At 35.8% G+C, this 17,482-nt stretch carries 21 protein-coding genes; all 21 read left to right on the plus strand.

All coding sequences use genetic code 11. From position 1 onward, the window contains the following. Window positions 1-83: 83 nt before the first annotated feature. The 21 genes from AC0IWE_RS21380 (at window position 84) to AC0IWE_RS21480 (ending at window position 17,479) form a co-directional block, all read left to right on the plus strand. Window positions 84-575, plus strand: a complete 492-nt coding sequence (locus tag AC0IWE_RS21380; RefSeq protein WP_471794648.1) for an NAD(P)H-dependent oxidoreductase — start codon at window positions 84-86, stop codon at window positions 573-575. A gap of 434 nt (window positions 576-1,009) precedes the next feature. Beyond that, window positions 1,010-1,387 carry a type VI secretion system tube protein TssD gene (gene tssD, locus AC0IWE_RS21385; RefSeq protein ID WP_471794649.1) on the plus strand — a complete coding sequence of 126 codons (378 nt, stop codon included), beginning with the start codon at window positions 1,010-1,012 and terminating at the stop codon, window positions 1,385-1,387. Window positions 1,388-1,512: 125 nt separating this feature from the next. Continuing rightward, on the plus strand, window positions 1,513-1,908 hold the full coding sequence (gene tssD, locus AC0IWE_RS21390; protein ID WP_025141860.1) for a type VI secretion system tube protein TssD: 396 nt from the start codon (window positions 1,513-1,515) through the stop codon (window positions 1,906-1,908). Window positions 1,909-2,253: 345 nt separating this feature from the next. Beyond that, entirely contained in the window at window positions 2,254-4,116 is a 1,863-nt protein-coding gene (locus tag AC0IWE_RS21395) for a type VI secretion system Vgr family protein (RefSeq protein WP_471794650.1), read from the plus strand. Window positions 4,117-4,299: 183 nt separating this feature from the next. Further along, window positions 4,300-4,851 carry a hypothetical protein gene (locus tag AC0IWE_RS21400; protein ID WP_471794651.1) on the plus strand — a complete coding sequence of 184 codons (552 nt, stop codon included), beginning with the start codon at window positions 4,300-4,302 and terminating at the stop codon, window positions 4,849-4,851. Window positions 4,852-4,913: 62 nt separating this feature from the next. Next, on the plus strand, window positions 4,914-5,273 hold the full coding sequence (locus AC0IWE_RS21405) for a hypothetical protein (protein ID WP_471794652.1): 360 nt from the start codon (window positions 4,914-4,916) through the stop codon (window positions 5,271-5,273). Window positions 5,274-5,282: 9 nt separating this feature from the next. Further along, the gene (locus AC0IWE_RS21410) at window positions 5,283-6,218 is read left to right on the plus strand and encodes a hypothetical protein (protein ID WP_471794653.1); all 936 of its coding nucleotides are present in this window, start codon (window positions 5,283-5,285) and stop codon (window positions 6,216-6,218) included. Window positions 6,219-6,262: 44 nt separating this feature from the next. Then, complete coding sequence (locus AC0IWE_RS21415) at window positions 6,263-7,213, plus strand: hypothetical protein (RefSeq protein ID WP_471794654.1); 951 nt, start codon at window positions 6,263-6,265, stop codon at window positions 7,211-7,213. A gap of 4 nt (window positions 7,214-7,217) precedes the next feature. Beyond that, on the plus strand, window positions 7,218-7,697 hold the full coding sequence (locus tag AC0IWE_RS21420; protein ID WP_055912127.1) for a DUF4280 domain-containing protein: 480 nt from the start codon (window positions 7,218-7,220) through the stop codon (window positions 7,695-7,697). A 3-nt stretch (window positions 7,698-7,700) separates the two neighbouring features. Further along, window positions 7,701-9,854, plus strand: a complete 2,154-nt coding sequence (locus AC0IWE_RS21425; protein ID WP_471794655.1) for an OmpA family protein — start codon at window positions 7,701-7,703, stop codon at window positions 9,852-9,854. An 8-nt stretch (window positions 9,855-9,862) separates the two neighbouring features. After that, the gene (locus tag AC0IWE_RS21430) at window positions 9,863-10,291 is read left to right on the plus strand and encodes a hypothetical protein (protein WP_471794656.1); all 429 of its coding nucleotides are present in this window, start codon (window positions 9,863-9,865) and stop codon (window positions 10,289-10,291) included. 4 nt (window positions 10,292-10,295) lie between these two features. Then, window positions 10,296-10,976, plus strand: coding sequence for a hypothetical protein (locus AC0IWE_RS21435; protein WP_157255473.1), 681 nt, complete (start codon window positions 10,296-10,298; stop codon window positions 10,974-10,976). Between the two features lie 10 nt (window positions 10,977-10,986). Beyond that, window positions 10,987-11,526 (plus strand): hypothetical protein, encoded by a 540-nt coding sequence (locus AC0IWE_RS21440; RefSeq protein ID WP_471794657.1) that lies wholly within the window; start codon window positions 10,987-10,989, stop codon window positions 11,524-11,526. 34 nt (window positions 11,527-11,560) lie between these two features. Continuing rightward, window positions 11,561-11,767: a hypothetical protein gene (locus AC0IWE_RS21445; RefSeq protein WP_471794658.1), complete on the plus strand. Its 207-nt coding sequence runs from the start codon at window positions 11,561-11,563 to the stop codon at window positions 11,765-11,767. 138 nt (window positions 11,768-11,905) lie between these two features. Beyond that, window positions 11,906-12,367, plus strand: coding sequence for a hypothetical protein (locus tag AC0IWE_RS21450; protein WP_055912108.1), 462 nt, complete (start codon window positions 11,906-11,908; stop codon window positions 12,365-12,367). 56 nt (window positions 12,368-12,423) lie between these two features. Continuing rightward, entirely contained in the window at window positions 12,424-13,101 is a 678-nt protein-coding gene (locus AC0IWE_RS21455) for a hypothetical protein (protein ID WP_471794659.1), read from the plus strand. A 389-nt stretch (window positions 13,102-13,490) separates the two neighbouring features. Further along, on the plus strand, window positions 13,491-13,886 hold the full coding sequence (tssD, locus tag AC0IWE_RS21460; RefSeq protein WP_471794660.1) for a type VI secretion system tube protein TssD: 396 nt from the start codon (window positions 13,491-13,493) through the stop codon (window positions 13,884-13,886). A gap of 119 nt (window positions 13,887-14,005) precedes the next feature. Further along, entirely contained in the window at window positions 14,006-14,401 is a 396-nt protein-coding gene (gene tssD, locus AC0IWE_RS21465) for a type VI secretion system tube protein TssD (RefSeq protein WP_090496864.1), read from the plus strand. A gap of 107 nt (window positions 14,402-14,508) precedes the next feature. Then, window positions 14,509-15,060: a hypothetical protein gene (locus tag AC0IWE_RS21470; protein ID WP_471794661.1), complete on the plus strand. Its 552-nt coding sequence runs from the start codon at window positions 14,509-14,511 to the stop codon at window positions 15,058-15,060. A gap of 1 nt (window position 15,061) precedes the next feature. After that, window positions 15,062-15,649: a T6SS effector amidase Tae4 family protein gene (locus AC0IWE_RS21475; RefSeq protein WP_471794662.1), complete on the plus strand. Its 588-nt coding sequence runs from the start codon at window positions 15,062-15,064 to the stop codon at window positions 15,647-15,649. Window positions 15,650-15,661: 12 nt separating this feature from the next. Next, window positions 15,662-17,479 (plus strand): type VI secretion system Vgr family protein, encoded by a 1,818-nt coding sequence (locus AC0IWE_RS21480; RefSeq protein WP_471794663.1) that lies wholly within the window; start codon window positions 15,662-15,664, stop codon window positions 17,477-17,479. The last annotated feature ends 3 nt before the right edge of the window (window positions 17,480-17,482 follow it).

Raw genomic sequence — 17,482 nt, forward strand, 5'->3', positions numbered from 1 at the left:
GGTTTTTTTATGGATATGCATAACACTTAACAAATTCTTTATAATTTTGTAATGCATCGGCCAGATCAGATTAATCAAAAAAAATGAAGCAAGTACTTATCCTAAATGGGGATATTGAAAAAAACGCATCTACAAATTTCCTGATTAACGCCTATAAGCAAGGTGCAGAAAGTGTTGGCGCAACTGTGAAAGAGTTGGCCATTATCGATCTGATATTTAATTCGAACAAACTGTTTAACAACAGGCAGATTGCCGAATTAGAACCCGATTTGCAGAAAGCCCTTACGGCGATTAGGCAAAGTAGCCATATTGTGCTCTTTTGCCCGGTATATGTAGATCACATCCCTGCCAAAGTTAAAGGCTTTTTCGATCGCCTTTTTATGCCCGATCAGATATTTAATACCCAACAGCAAAATGTAAACAACAATTTTAGCGGCCGTTCAGCAAGGATTGTATCTATTTTGGACGAAGCCACTTTTAAAGAGTGGAAAGCCAATAAAAAAACAACCTATTTATCCATTAAAAAGGCTGTATTTGAAAAGTGCAGAATGAGCCTGTGCTTACCAATACAATAGGCGAATTGCATTCGCTAGAAAATCATTATAGCCAGAAATGGGTTGCTAAAATGGAAAAATTTGGGGCACAACTGATCTAAATTTAGTTTTTTTATCGGAGTGTAGAGTAATAGAATAAAATACTGGAGGTTGTTCTTGTTTTTGCCCTAAATTGCTACACTTTGCCGATTATCGCTACACTTTGTAGCTTATTTTGTATTGGCTTGTATTTGTAACACGAAAAATATCTTTTAACTTTTCCACATCTTATCCACAAAAATAATTCATTTAACTAATCATTTAGTGTGCTTTTTGCATTTTACTGCCGTTTTTAGATTAAGGCTATCCATTATATATGAACAATATAGATCATAATTGGCCTGATATTTGGTTTAAAGATTGAAGTAGCGGAGGCTACATAAAAATCAAATTTTTAACCTTTAAATTTTAAAACTATGGCTTTCAAAGCTAGATTAAATTTTTCAGGCAAGGAGTACGATGTACTTCATTGTGCCTATGCATTAAACCGTGATGTAGATGCTAAAGGAAGACCTTCTTCCGGAGTTTACGGCGGTACCATCGACATTGAGATCGAATCAACCGAAGACACCTCAATTATCGAGGCGATGGTAAACAACCAGTACAAACCGATTACAGGAACGCTTCTGATCAAAAAAACAGAAGAAGATGCCAAAATGAAAGAAGTTAACTTCGAAGATGGCTACATTGTTAAGTATTCTGAAGGAATCAACATTGTTGGGGATCACCCGATGACGCTTAAATTCCAGATTTCGGCAAGAAAGCTTAAATTAGGCAATGCTGATGCACCTTAACGATTGGCCAAAAGCCTAGTTTGAGGTAAAAGGTGTAAGGTTTAGGGGCTGAGGTTTAATATTGCCTATGCCATTCTTCAACCGCCCAATGCAATTCATTTTTCAAAACATTAAAATTTACTACAATGGCATTCAAAACCCGTTTAAACTTAGGATCAAAAGAATTTGATGTACTACAGTGCAGCTTTTCATTAAATAGAGATGTTGACGCAAAAGGCCGTCCGTCATCAGGTGTTTATGGTGGTACCATTCACATTGAAATCGAATCTACTGAAGATACTTCGGTAATCGAATCGATGGTTAACAACCAATATAAGCCACTTTCTGGAACATTGGTTTTCAAAAAAGGCGAAGAAGATGCAAAAATGAAAGAACTGTCTTTCGAAGATGGTTACATCATTCAATATAACGAAGGTATTGCCGTTAACGACAATACTCCGATGACTTTAAGTTTTGTGGTTTCTGCACGTAAACTAAAACTAGGTAACGCAGAACACGAAAACGATTGGCCTAAAGCTTAATCATTTTTAATATAAAATCAATTTAATTGATACGCCCCGATTTATCGGGGCGTATTTAGTTAACCCATTATTGCGCTAAATTATATCATCCTAAATTATCATCCCAGGGTTAAGTAGCTATAACTACAAAGCCAGCTCGTAAATTAATGCTCAATTATGTCTAACCATCTCAAACATATTGCAGTAAAAAACATTTACTATTCAGGTAAAACGTTTGGTTCGGCAACCATACATAATATTCAGCAAAACATAGGTAATATTGAACACGGTTTCATTGTTAATTTAACCGCACGTTTATATATTTAGTATTGGATTTGGGTATTGTTGTGATCAAGATAAATCAATATGGAAAAGAAACTCATTGCAGAAATTAATATAGAAGATAAGGAAATTACCCATTTTGCTTCCTTTAGTCTACAGCAAGCTTTTAACGAACATCATTATTTCGAACTGCGTTTTAACCACGATCAAATGGGCGCTCCCGGATTGATTAGTTTAGATGACAGTCGCGATTTTGTTGGTAAAACCTTAACGGCATCTTTTGGTCATTCGCCAGATGGTATGCAGAATTTTGTAGGTTTAGTTTCAAAAGTAGAACTGTCGCAAAGCCATGGTTATCACGGTGTTTTAATTGTAAGTGGTTATAGTCCAACTATTTTAATCGATCGTGGACCGGATTTAGGTTCTTATCTTGATAAAGATCTGAATGAAATTGTAAAATTAGCTACAAAAGATACCCCGGCTAATGATTTAAAAGTTGTTGCAAACGCTGCAAGAAGTTCATCAATTGATTACATTATTCAATATAGAGAAAGCGATTTTGCGTTTCTAAACCGGCTTTCGGCCGAATACCACGAATGGTTTTTTTATGATGGTAAGCAACTAAATTTCGGTAAGCCCGATACACAGAAAGAAATATCTTTGTTTTATGGCAGGGATGTACAGGAAATGCAATATGCAATGGAAATTGCACCAATCAAGAACAAACGTTTCTCTTACAATCCAAAACAGAATGAGATGCTGCTGAGCGAAAGTTCTGGCAAAGTAGATGGCACACCTGATTTATCACATGCCATTAAAGCTTCCAACCTTACATTTAGTAAAACCTTTAATCAGCCTTCGCTGATCAGGGTAGATAACAATAACGACATAAAGAACCTGGTAGAAAATGAAGAGAAAGCCAATACCAGTGAACTTTTAAAGGTTACAGCCAAAGGTGATAATGCGGGCTTAAGCATTGGTAGCATTGCTGAAATTACCATGAGCCTTCGTAAAGAAATGGCTTTTACATCAGAAAGTTTGGGTAAATTCCTAATCACAAGTATAAAGCATCATATTGATGAAAATGGCAAATACCATAACACCTTTGAGGGAAAAATATCGACCACAGAGCGCTTGTTGGTTAAAAATTTCGAAAAACCACAGCCCGATATGCAATTGGCCGATGTAATCGATAATAACGATCCACAGGGCCAAGGGCGCATTAAAGTAAAGTTTAAATGGGAGTGTTTAACCAACGATGTAACCGAGTGGTTACGCGTAGTTACGCCAAGTGCCGGTATTGGCGACAGAGGAAATAACCGTGGATATTTTGCCATACCAGAGATTGATGATCAGGTAATGATTGCTTTTGAAGAAGGAAATATTGCACGCCCGGTTGTTATGGGAAGTGTGTATCACAGCTCAAGTGTAGATAGCAGTCCATTAATTAAAAACCACCTGAAAAGTATAATTACCAGGAGCGGGCACCTGGTTGAGTTTGATGATAATGAGAGTAGCCAGGGAATAAAAATTACTGATATCCATCAAAATATAATCCATATAGATACCAAAGGCAATAATATTACGATTACTGCTTTGGAGAACATGACGCTAAACTGTAAGAATATGCAGATTAATGTAGGGGAGAATATGGATGTGCAGGTGGGTAAAGATCAAAGTACAAGCGTAGGTGACAATCAAAGTATTTCTGTTAACAAAGATATTTCGATGATTGCAGGAAACAATTATTCGCTAAGTGCTACAGGAGATATTCAGGAAAACTCTGATAACAGGACAGAATCTGTATCTAAAGACTTCATTAGGCAGGCTGAAACCTCGAACGAACTGGCTAGTGAAATTACTTTATTTAGTCAGAAAGAAAATATGACTTTGCAAAGTGGTAAAACCGTTGAGGTAAATAGTGCCGAGAAATCAAAATTGTTTTAATTATGGCGATTAAAAAACAATGTACTAATATCGAGCGATCCGAGTGAGAACCGATTATAAACTCATTGCTGGAAATAATATTGAAAAGATAGCCGATCATATTAATGTTGAAGCGAGACTTAAGAATCTTTTTCTTATTAGTAATAAAAAAGTGGTTGGTCAAGGTGGTAAATCGAGTTAGTTATGGCAAATGTTCAGTTTGGTAGTTATGCCCCGTCAGAAGAGCCCAAAGATGATATTCAGTATGTTTATTATACAAGAGAAGGCGAATATCTTGGTGGAATAGCGGGCAGTGCAAAAATTTACATCACTACAAAAGATAAATACGATCAGGCAGTTGCAGCAAAAAAATGGGAAACTGTTAATGATGAATCACAGTTAGTAAAATACGATGGTAAAGCGTTGATTCATGCAGATTTCAGATATATTGCTTATATCGTTAGCCATGAATCTGGTAATGCAGATATTAAGGAACTCAGGTGTGTGGCATTTACTAGCCACAACCGATCTGTTTCTACAAATAAAACCTGGCGTGCATTATTGGCTTCAGGATATTCATCGGTACCTAACAAAAAGGAGCTTCCAGATAAAAATGATGATAAATCTAAACTGTCAAGATATGCAGTACTTGATGTTTGTTTTGGAGTGAAAGACATTACAGACGGAGCAGAATTCTGGGACGGAACTGACTTTCTTGCCTGGGAAATTCTGAAACAAATCCATACAATAAGTTAGGGCAGAACAAATTTGACGAATATAAATTTGTAGAAATTCCAAAAAACATTTATGATGAGTTTGTGGCTGCAAACGGTACATCTGCAAGATATAAAGATAAAGGCAATCATGATGATAAAACAGATAAAGGTACGCATGAACATATTACGAAAAAAATTAAAAAACCTGTAAAGGGACCAGATGGGAAACAAATGAAAGGAGCCGATGGCAAACCCTTATTTGAAGAAGTTGATGTTCCCGATAGAATTAAATATGCAGTTCCATCGTCAGATTTTGGTGATCAGAAGTACTGGGCAGGTGGAAACTTTTATTATGAAACAGGTGTAAAAACTACAAATGGAATTTCGGCCACTATTACCGCAGGGAAAAGTATTTTCTGGAAAATTACCCCTACAAGTTTAACAGCCTCTACCCCAAAGTAACCAGTAGCCATGATTAAACTCATCAATATCGTAATTCTGAATTTCCTATTTATGGGCTGTACGGTAGCACAACCAGGAAAAAAGATTGCAAATAGTTATAATGGTATTTTATTAACCCGTTATGTATCAGCTAAATATGAACAAGAGAACGAGCGTGATACAAGCAAAATTTTGTATGTACATAATACCTTGGGCGACAGTTTATTTGTTTACAAAGTTGCTGGTGGGATTTTGTCTGAAGCTACAGCATATGTGCTAACCTCAACAAATAATGGACTTAATCTTCATATTAAATCGGTATTAAGTAATTCAGATGTTAATGAAGGTTTAAAAGTCATATTTCAAGATTCGGATCATAGCGTGCTGATCAATCAAAATGATCGCTATATACTGTACCCTAAATTTTATTCCTTGCTAAAACAACAGGTTGAGGTTAAACATTCCATTTTAAGTCTGTTCGATTTTCTGGAAGATTATATTGAGGATTATGAGATTACAGATGTTTATCCAATTTTACTTTCCGCAAATCAGGGGAGGTGGGAAAAAAAGATCCAGCAATCAAAGGTTACGGTTAAAAGAAGCCAGTCAGAATTGAAAGATACCTGGAATTTTAAGTATCAATATAATAATAAGGGTAAAATTGAGTCGGTTAAAGCAGCTTCAGCAGATGAAGTGCACTTTAGTAAAAAGATTAGTTATTTAAATCCGGCTGCTATTGAGATGACAACTTATCGCAACAATGAAGATCGTCAGATCACATCACGTAAAGCAGTATTCAGTCCTTCAAAATCTATTCCGCTTAAGTGGAAAGATAATGTAGAAGAAACGGGAAAAAACTTAGAAACGGAGATTTTCACAACCATTGCCAGAAAAAGCCTTAGTAAAATAAAGTCAATACATATGACGCAGGCGGAAGTATTAAAACTCGTTAGGCAAGTGAAATAGCCTGTTAGTAATAAGTAGAATGTTAGATTTTATTATAAATTAAGGTGGACATTGCAAATAAAAAAATTTACTATCCTGGCAAAAGCGCTCTTCATTTAGAATGGCCCACTGAACAGTCTGTTAATTATAGTGTTGTGATTCATTTTGATGAGGAACAGGAAAGTAATGAGGTTAAATATCAATTGCGTATAACCCGATTAAAGCATGTTGATAAAGGTCAGGCCTTGTTCCAGATTGAGCGGATAAGTGATGTTTTTATTAATGAAACTTTACCGGATTTAATAGCAGACCGTTTAGCTTATGCCACTGGAAAAGTTTTTTATCCTTTGGTTATTGCTGTAGATCATAATGGGGGGTTCAGAAATATTTATAATTATAATGAAATATTTAACCGATGGCCATCTGTAAAAAATAAAGTTTTAAATGACTTTGAAGGCGATCTGGTAGAAGATTACCTGCTGAAAATGGAACGACAGCTTTCCAATCAGGATAAATTACAGCTCGCATTTTTGAACCATGACTGGTTTCTTCATACTTTTTTTCGGCCGATTTATAAGGAATACGGCAGGAACCACACGATGGAAAACACGTATAAATTTCCAATTGTGCGGGATTTTAAAATTGAAGGATATCAAACAGTTGAGCAGCTAAGCACGGAGACTAATGATTTCGGCGGAATCGAATTGTTACATAAAGGTAAGATTCTTTCGGTTGATGATGAATATTTTGGGGATAAAATTACGGGAACTTATGAAGGGTATTATCTTTTACATCCAAAGAGTAAACGCATTGTTTCGCTTTTTTCATCATTAACCTATAATGAAGCTGTGAAAACAAGTGTAAAAATAAAAATATCAATAATTCCTGATGGGGATCAAGAATTTGATCACGATTTTGTTTTGGATACAAATGTTGATCGTTTGCCTGTTTCAGATATGGTTATTCTTGATGGTTCATCAAGAAAGGGATTTTGGGAGCGGTTATTTAATAAATAAAGATATGGCAGAAAAACACATTGTTGTTCAAGGTGCTCAATGCATGTGCAAGTATGGATCAGCACCTGATAAATTGAAGGTTCTTACCCATGCTAAAGAATATGCAAACGATAAAGATGGAAGCAAGAAGCCTATAGCAACTACAGTTGATATTAATGCAACTTTCGAAAAAAACATGTTCGGCTCATGTTCGAAGATGAACAATAAACCCTGTAGTGCAATTGTAACAAAATGGTCTGGTTTTTATGAAGAAACCATACTATCTAATGGAGGTAAAATTTTGCTTGAAGACAGTAAGGCAACCTGCCCGGTTGGTGGTACAGATTGCATTGAAATTATTCATCATGGACAAAAAGCAGAAGCCTCAAAGCAAAACTTCGATAATGCAAATAAAAATGTACAATCACAACTTAATCCATTGTCAGAATCTTTAAATGAGTCTGCAAATGATTTTGAAGGCATGGAAGTAAGTGTTAAATCATAAGATATGGCCAAAGGAATCAAGAAAATCGTATGGACAGGTGAGGGTACGGTATATAATTCAAAAAAAGGCTCTATACCAAATCAGCTTTTGGTTGTCGAACCCAGTCAGTTTGTATGGTTTAAAGCGGGCGAATGGCTACCAGGGAGTACTGAACAAGATAAGAAAAAAGATATAAAATGGGCTGTTTTTAACAGTAAGGGCTATATAGAGTTCCAAAAAACATTGCCCGGCAACGCCAAGTATGCGCTAAAGATACCGAGAAAATTATCCGGGCCATATTTGTTTTATATAGAAGCAACATGGAGTGGTAATTTTGATGGCAAATCAGGTATAAAAATTAGAGGGGAGTCGCCTGCCAGAATTGTAGATAGTAAATGGAGCCGTACTGAGGGCGGAGAGGATGTACGCAAAACCTATCAGTTTTCTTATGGGGAACTGGTTTGGCTTAAATTCAATACTGAAGGATTAAATGGATATAATAATGTTGAGGTTAGGGTATTCAGAAAGTTGCGGTCAGCATATGGTTTATTACCAAAAGAAGACGAAGTTACCCGAAAAATCTATTTCGTTAATGTAATAAATGGCGAAATTAACCTGAAAATCCCTAATACATTTGCCTGGTATCAATCGATGAAAGACAGGTCAGATGTTGAAGAATTTTATGTCCGCGTTGTGCATCCAATAACTGGGGTCTATATTCAGGATGATGGTGGTGATACCGCACATGCGAGGTTTTTAAGAATTAAAGATAAGGTGGTTTCTCATGTAATAGAGAAGCCACAGAACAGAACACCGGTTACTATCTATGAGCCGGATAAAAACGCCAAAAGATTTGAGTTGTGTAAATTTGAACAGATTAATGTTACCGAAGCTGGAGCTAAACCAGTTCTTGTTTTTGATAATGGAAAGGGTCTTAAGAATATCCAGGATAAGCGGGAAAAATCGTTAACATCTATCGTTTTTAAATTCGATAGTACCGAACTTTTACCCGAAAGCATTAAACAGCTTAATAATATTTTGCAGTTTTTACTCGAACACCGGTATAGTACCATCCAGCTTGATGGATTTGCCTGCGTAATTGGTAAACAAAATCACAATAATGTTTTGTCAGAAAATAGGGCAAAAACCGTAAGAGAGTTTTTTATTAAAGGGAAACTAGATCCTACCAGAATAAAAGCTGTTGGGCATGGTGAGGTAAACCCTACCGATGACAAAATGGGGCGTGATAATATTAAATACAAAAATGAATATGAATATACGAGTAATAGAAGGGTAGATATTGCATTCGAATATTATGGACATAATGCGGAAACTATCATTTACGAAGCAATAGTAGGGAATAAACCTCAGGATATTTTGGTAGAACCCATAAATTTTGATACTAAGGCCTGTTTCGAGCGTAAAAAGCATAATAAATTCATCAAGTTAATCAATGTTGATTTAAAAGCAGAAACTGAGGGTAAAATTACCATTCCAGCAGTATCTACGATGAGTAAGTTTAATGTTATGCCATTAAATTATATTTGGCCGCGGCGAGATGGGTTGATGAATAATTATTTAGTTCATATCCACTCATGCAGGTATTATTCTGTTCCGAATAACCCAACACTTGCTATACACGTTTATTCTGATATCAAATGGACGATAGAGTTTAAATGGTCCCACACGCAGCCTTTTGCTTATTCTTATGGGAATAAACTTTATGGTTACGAATTAAAAAATGCTCAGAATAAAGCTATTGGTGCGGCAATAGATGCAGAATGGTCCAAAAATTACGGTGAAATGTCCCAAAAGTTCGAACTTTCATTAACCGGAGAGTGGACCGCGGCAAATGGCAGTAAACAAAAAGTAGAGTTTGGTAAGGAATGGGAAGAACGTATTGCTAAAACACTTCGCATTTTTAATAAAATTAAACAGTTGGCCGATACTGTTGTTCAATCACCAGTGGCAAAAGGTAAATGGAGTTTTGAGGTAAAACCACCGGTTATTGCTTTTTCTGCACAATGGTACCTCCAAAAGACAAATGGCAGGGTTGGCGAAATTGTAGAGATCGGTGCTGACACCAAACCGCTTGTTGAAGCCAATACTTTTATAGATCTGTTCAAAATGTTTGTGGAGTATGGTGGAAATGCTATTTGTCCTGGGCCGGAACGGTAATAAACTGGGTGCTTGAAAAACTTGAAAAAAATGTTCAGATTACATTTTTAGTGACTTTTGGTGGAGCAATCAATATTAATGGTCAAACCAAAATTAATGTTCTCTTCCCCAAGGAAACTACTGGCAATGTCAAAGGCACAGGTGAAATAAAGGTTTCTGTAGAGTTTAAGGCATTGGCTAAAGCCGGTACAGCAAACATGGGGGTGGAAGGTGTGTTGACAGCTGATGTTAAAACAAGCGTAACAGGTGGAATTGAGGTTGGGGCTGATAAAAATGGAATCTATGCTAGTCCGATCGCGTCATTTGCCGGTATTAAAGCTAAATTTGTGGCAGCTACCACCATAAAATTCGGTTTTATAAAAAGGACATTTAGCTACGAAGGCGAGTCTGTTATAGTGAAACCAGCCGAGATAAAATTTGAAAAACATTATATATAATAATATGAAAATAAAACTATTGTCATCCGCTCTATTGCTGTTGATGTTATCGACTGCCTGTAAAAAAGAGGAAATAGATATTGCGCAATTAACTTTTAATAAACCATTGGAAATTGATTTAAATCATTATGCTTCGCGGGTGGAAAACCAGAATGGGCATATCGAAGTTTCAGATGGTGGTTTTAAAACAGTCGATAAGGGCGAAAAAGTTATTAAATATTCTTTTGATGAAAAGGAAACCGCAAATCTTAAATTCCACGGTTCCACAATTAACCCTTCAATCGGGGCAGTCATAACCACTTATAATAACCTGTTATCGTTTGTTTCATTTACCGTTAATGCAGAGCAAACTGATGTTAGCATACAATATCTCAAGAAAAAGTTCGGAAAAGCTTATAGTGCCTCAGTTAATAACATCATAGCAGACGCGCTGAGTGCCAAAACCAAGGCAATGCTTAAAGAAAGCTTTCCCGAATATTATAAAGAGTATAAAAATGACTTCAATAGTATGGTTGTCGATTATCCACAGGTAACTTCATGGGTAAAAAATGATGTACTATATCGTTTAACACTCGATCCGGTTAATAATAGTTTAAACTTTAAACTCGATATTATTACCAAAAAAGCATTTGAAGACGCCGTAATTTTAGGTTATCATAAAAATATCGACAATCCTTTTAAATAGCAGAGCATACATGATGAAAGAACCCTATTATTTAGTTGACTTTAATGTCGCTCTTGCAAATTTTGATATACTAATTAATGACGTGCTTGCCTTTTCATATGAGAGCGGAGGCAGCATATTTTCTAATTATCCTATCAATCATTTTATATTACACAGCGGCCCACAGCAGCTTAAACTTCGGTTTAGACCATTGAAAGGGCAAATCCTACATCCAGATGCAGATGCCACTATCAAGATACAATATCTTGACGCGGCTACGATGGATCAGTCGCAGCTAACAACTATTTATGAGTATAAAATGAAAAAGGCGAACGATGAAAAACTACCAATAATAGAATCTATTGCCGAATTTAATGCGGAAGTACCTTATGATTTGAAAGGTTGGACCGATGCCATAGCTGTAAAAAATGATAGTCAAAGTGTTATTAATCAGGTTCATAAATATTACCATAGAATCTACGATCTTTTTAAAAATGAAGATATAGTTTCACTGGATCTGCTCTTAAGAAGACGATATGAAGAAACCGATGCATCCGATGTATCTTATTGAAGATAATCTAGCCGCATTAAAAAACATATTTAAAATGTTAGAAGCAGAAGAGTATGTATTACAGGAATTTCCAATGACACCACTGGTAGAATTTTATGCTGGTAACCGTGTCATAAATTTAAAAAGAGAGAACCATTCGCCGATTATCTCCTATTTAAAAAAGGCAGAAAATGAAGAATTTGGTTTTCCATTTTATATCTACGTACCTAAAAATGCGAATTCTTTTGAAATTATCCGATAGCTTACCTGGCATTAAGCCATAAACTAACAACCTTTTGAAGGGAACACTGGGCATAGTATAATATACGAACAAGCAATTTTCCATAGGAAAAATAAAGGGAAGCACTTTCTTTAATAAGATAAATTTATATTGTAGAATATGTTCTATAAAATTTATTTAGAGAATAACGATCTGATTATTGAAACATTCTTTTTAAAAGAGAAAATCGCTATTGATTCAATTGATGACATCATTATTTTTTATAACCGAGGTTTTAATAAACATAAATTATATACTTACTTTAATAAACCAGTACAATATGAATTGACCAGAAAATCCTGGTTTTATCAAATATTATTTGAAATATTTTTAGTGTTTAATACAGAAAAGTTTAGGATTTACCGCCTTTATGAAAACGAGGTCATTGCCCTAATGTTCAGTTTGTTAAGGCCGTACCTTTCTACACTCACTGAAACAAAAGATCTGGATTTAGCCCATAGTTTTACATGGATGACTTATGATGAAGGTGGACAATTTAAGCAAATGAAACTGGTATATAGTAGAGATGGGTTGGGCTTAAAAAGAGTAATGTTAAAACATAAAATACTTTTGGAGAAATAATAATCCTAAATTTTACAGCTGATAATTGTTGAAGGTTATAATTTTAAAACAGTTTAATGATTGCCAAAAGAATTTCATTCGCACTATTTTACTATTTCCTTCTTTTTAGGCTCTATGCCGTATGCTCGCTATTTTATTCATTCATCATTCAGGCATCTAACGAAAACCTGATCAGAAAAACAAACGATGGTTATCAATTGACCATTTTCCAGCTTGAATTTTATTTTTTCCTTATCGTTTTATACAATTTCCGGCCATCTCGCTTTAATAAAACAATTATTAAAAGTTACCGTGTGGATGAACCTAAAAAACTTTCAAAAAAGGTTTTTTTTTGTACCGTATATTTTGGAGTGCTGCTCGTTGTTTTTGGAATTCCGTTCATGATATTTAAGAATGCTTTAGCGGGTGTTTTTGATATCCTTATCGGAGCCAATCAGTATATTCTCGAAAATACAGGCTTATTGTTCATGTCAGTCATTTTTCTGGTACTTAATATGCTTGGCTTTTACTACGACTTTATCAATGCTTTTGATCATGCGAAAACCCAGTTTTTCCGATTTTTATTTGCATTTATGCTAACGGTTCCAACTTCGGCATTTCTATATTTAATTTCTGTTATACTTCAGGTAAAATCTGATGCCTTGATAATCATCTGTTTGGCATTTAACCTTTCTTTTCTTTGGTTAAGTATAAGTGGGTATTGGAAGAGTAGAAAATTAGCGGGTTACAGATAATAAGAAAAGCAAAGTAGAAGTTATGGAAAAACAGGTCATGGGTATTTGGGAGAGAAATATTTGTTGATTCTTCAGTTTTCAATTTGAAAAAAATTAGCATTGTCTGAAAATCTGTTTATAAAAGTAACATATTGTCCAGAAACGCTACAATATTTTATTTCATATGCTGTAGTGCAAATCATACTATAATTATTTTTAAAAAAAATACACTTTTTTTATTCACAATAATCTGCGTTTTCTATAGCGTGAGCCAAGATTTTTAAATATCGTGAACCTTGCTACTCGTTATATATGAGCAACATACACAATAATTGGCTTAATATTTGGTTTATACTTAATGTAGCGGAGGCTACATAAAATCAATTTTTTAACCTTTAAATTTTAAAACTATGGCTTTCAAAGCTAGATTAAACTTTTCAGGCAAGGAGTACGATGTGCTTCATTGTGCCTATGCATTAAACCGTGATGTAGATGCTAAAGGAAGACCTTCTTCCGGAGTTTACGGCGGTACCATCGACATTGAGATCGAATCAACCGAAGACACCTCAATTATCGAGGCGATGGTAAACAACCAGTACAAACCTATTACAGGAACACTTTTGATCAAAAAATCGGAAGAAGATGCCAAGATGAAAGAAGTTAACTTCGAAGATGGCTACATTGTTAAGTATTCCGAAGGGATCAACATTATTGGGGATCACCCGATGACGCTCAAATTCCAGATTTCAGCAAGAAAGCTTAAATTAGGCAACGCCGATCACCTTAACGATTGGCCAAAAGCCTAGGGGGAGGTTGAAGGTGTAAGGTTTAGGGTGTAAGGTAAATAAAACGCCTACCGCCATACGCTAAGTGCCAACCGCTCACCGCAAATTCATTCATTTTCAAAACATTAAAACTTACTACAATGGCATTCAAAACCCGATTAAATTTAGGATCAAAAGAATTTGATGTACTACAGTGCAGCTTTTCATTAAATAGAGATGTTGACGCAAAAGGCCGTCCATCATCAGGTGTTTATGGTGGAACCATTAATATCGAAATCGAATCTACAGAAGATACTTCAGTAATCGAATCAATGGTTAACAACCAATATAAGCCACTTTCTGGAACATTGGTTTTCAAAAAAGGCGAAGAAGATGCAAAAATGAAAGAACTGTCTTTCGAAGATGGTTACATCATTCAATATAACGAAGGTATTGCGGTAAACGACAATACCCCGATGACTTTAAGTTTTGTGGTTTCTGCACGTAAGCTAAAACTAGGCAATGCAGAACACGAAAACGATTGGCCTAAAGCCTAATTTTTTTTTCAAATGCCCAGGCAAAAGATAGTCATCTAATGCCTGGGTTTTACCCTTTTCTTTATCAGATGGAACAGGATTGAGTTAAACATTTAAATACCTTCCTCATGGCAGATGTATTTGCATTTAAATTCAATAAAATTAAACTGAAGCCAACAAACAGATATGCACATATTTTATTATGGTCCATTTTGGCTTTGGGTTTTGCCGCGTGCAATCAAAATCACAACAAGCAGCACGTGTTATCCCTTGCCATTAGTAAAGATTCATTGACTTCGGTCAGTACCAGTAAGCAGTCGGAAAGCGAAATAAATCAAAATCCACCTACAGAAATGGTCTTCGGCCTTAAAAAGCAAGCTCCATATATATTGCTTATTAATGTTACCCGGGTTGATTCCATTTATAATGCTGAAAAGGTTTTTAGTGCCAATATAATTAAGTCATTTAAAGGAAATCTAAAATCTATGGATAGCCTGAAATATATGGCAATGAGTGATTTAAAATATGTAAAATATCCAAATGATACGCTGATTGTTTTTCTTAAAAAGAACAAATCATCTCTTTTATCTTCAAAAAATAAGGATGTATTTTATTTCGCATTGGAAAATGCATCATTTAGAAGTACCAAATATCTTGATTCACTCTTAACTAAAAAGTAACATGCCACTTTCTTTGCCAAGTTTTACAGATTTAAGAGTAAATTATCCTGCAACAAGTAGCGAGCTGGTAAAAGCAACAATTGGCGGTGCCGTTAATGCGGCCTACATTACCAATACCTGTGTGGTGCGGATGAGCAAGGCATTTAATTATCTGGGTATTAACAACAAAACCTTCACTCTGAATACACCGAGTTGGAAATATTCCACAAAGCAGGATTTACTGGTTCAGGAAAAGGCAAAAGTTCATGCCATACCCAAGCGGTATCCATATACAAAAAAGTTCGAAACAATTGCAGGAGCTGATCACAAGCATTATTGTTTCCGGGTAAGCGAATTTTTCGACTACCTAAACCACAAATATAAAAAACCTGATTTAAAGGTAGAAAAAGCAGTTAGAGACAAATTTATCCCAGTAACTCAATTAAGGGCATTCCAAGATAAAATAAGTGGTGTAGCGGGCATCATCTGCTTTAAAACACAATTTAGCGATGCAACAGGTCATTTCACCCTCTGGGATGGTCAGAAATGTTTATATCAAGATTATTTTTTAGACCCAAGAACCAGCGGAATTTATTTGTGGATTTGCTAAAGATAGAATATTATGGAAAAGAAACTCCTAGTAGAAATTAATATAGAAGGTAAAGAAATTACACATTTTTCTTCTTTCAGCCTGCAACAGTCTTTCAACGAACATCATTATTTCGAGCTACGTTTTAACCACGACCAGTTGGGTGCGCCTGGTTTGATTAATTTAAATGAAAGTCGTGATTTTGTAGGTAAAACCCTTACCGCTTCCTTCGGCTATGACCCAGGCAGTTTACAGGATTTTGCCGGCCTGGTAACTAAAGTAGAACTGGCACAAAGTCATGGTTACCATGGCGTGCTGATTGTGAGTGGATATAGTCCGACAATTCTGATCGACCGTGGTCCGGATCTTGGTTCCTATCTGGATAAAGATCTGAATGCTATTGTAAACCTTGCTACTTCAGACGTACCATCAAACGATATTAAAATTGTGGCGAATGCAGCCAGAAAAGAGCCAATTGATTACCTGATCCAATACCGTGAAAGTGATTTCGACTTCCTGAACAGGCTTTCAGGCGAATACCATGAATGGTTTTATTATGATGGTAAACAATTGAATTTTGGCAAACCCGATGATCAGAAGGAGGTTGCCCTGGTTTATGGCAGAGATGTACAAAACCTACAATATGCCATGGAAATTGCACCGATTAAAAATAAACGTTTTGCCTATAATCCTAAACAGGATGAAATGTTGCAGAGCGAAAGCAGTGGTGCAAGCAATGGATCGCCAGATTTAGCACACGCCATACAGGTATCTAATGCCATGTACAGTAAAACATTTAATCAGCCAGCACTTATACGTGTAGATAATAGCAATGATATTAAAAGTCATGTGCAAAACGAAGAAAAAGCACACATCAGTAACCTTTTAAAAGTAAATGCAAGTGGTGATAATGCTGCCTTAGGGATAGGAAGTATTGCAGAAATTACAATGAGCCTCAGAAAAGAACTATCTTTTTCTACTGAAAGCCTGGGTAAGTTTTTGATTACCAGCATCAATCATGATATTGATGGAACAGGTAAATATTTCAATACTTTCGAAGGAGTGGTTGCTACAACGGAGCGGTTAGCTGTTAAAAATTATAAGAAACCCAATCCGGATATGCAACTGGCTGATGTAATTGACAATGCCGACCCACAAGGACAAGGGCGTATTAAAGTAAAATTTAAATGGGAATGTAAAACCAATGATGTAACCGAATGGCTGCGGGTTATTACGCCCGATGCTGGCAGCAGTGATAAAGTAAGCAAGAACAGAGGCTTTGTATTTATTCCTGAGATTGGCGACCAGGTTGCCTTAACTTTTGAAGAGGGAAATATTGCAAGGCCAATAGTACTGGGCTCTGTATTTCATGGCAAAAGTGGTAGTGGTGGTAGTTCTAGCAATAACAGCAAAAGCTTGACTTCTAAAAGCGGACATACTTTAACTATGGATGATGGTGCGGGTATGGTTATGCGTGATAAAGACAGCAATTTTATCGAACTCGACGGGGCAGGAAAAGCGGTTTTTGAAACCAAAGAATCCATCCTTATTAAATGTGGGGAGAGCAGCATTTTTATGGATAAAACTGGGAAAATTATCATAAAAGGCAAGGATATTTTAACATTGGGAGAAAACATTGGGAATTCCGCTTCGGTGAGTATTGGTATAGGTGTGGGCCCTGAGGATGGAACACCAACTTCTGGAATTGGTATAGAATCGCAAACACTTGATATTGGCACAAAAACACTTTCGATGAGTGGAGAAACGGAAGCTAACCTTGCTTCGAAAAAGATTAACGTAGGTGGCGAAAGTGAAACAAATATCAGTAGTGGAACGATTAACCTAAATTAATGC

This window comes from Pedobacter sp. AC402 (assembly GCF_979252805.1).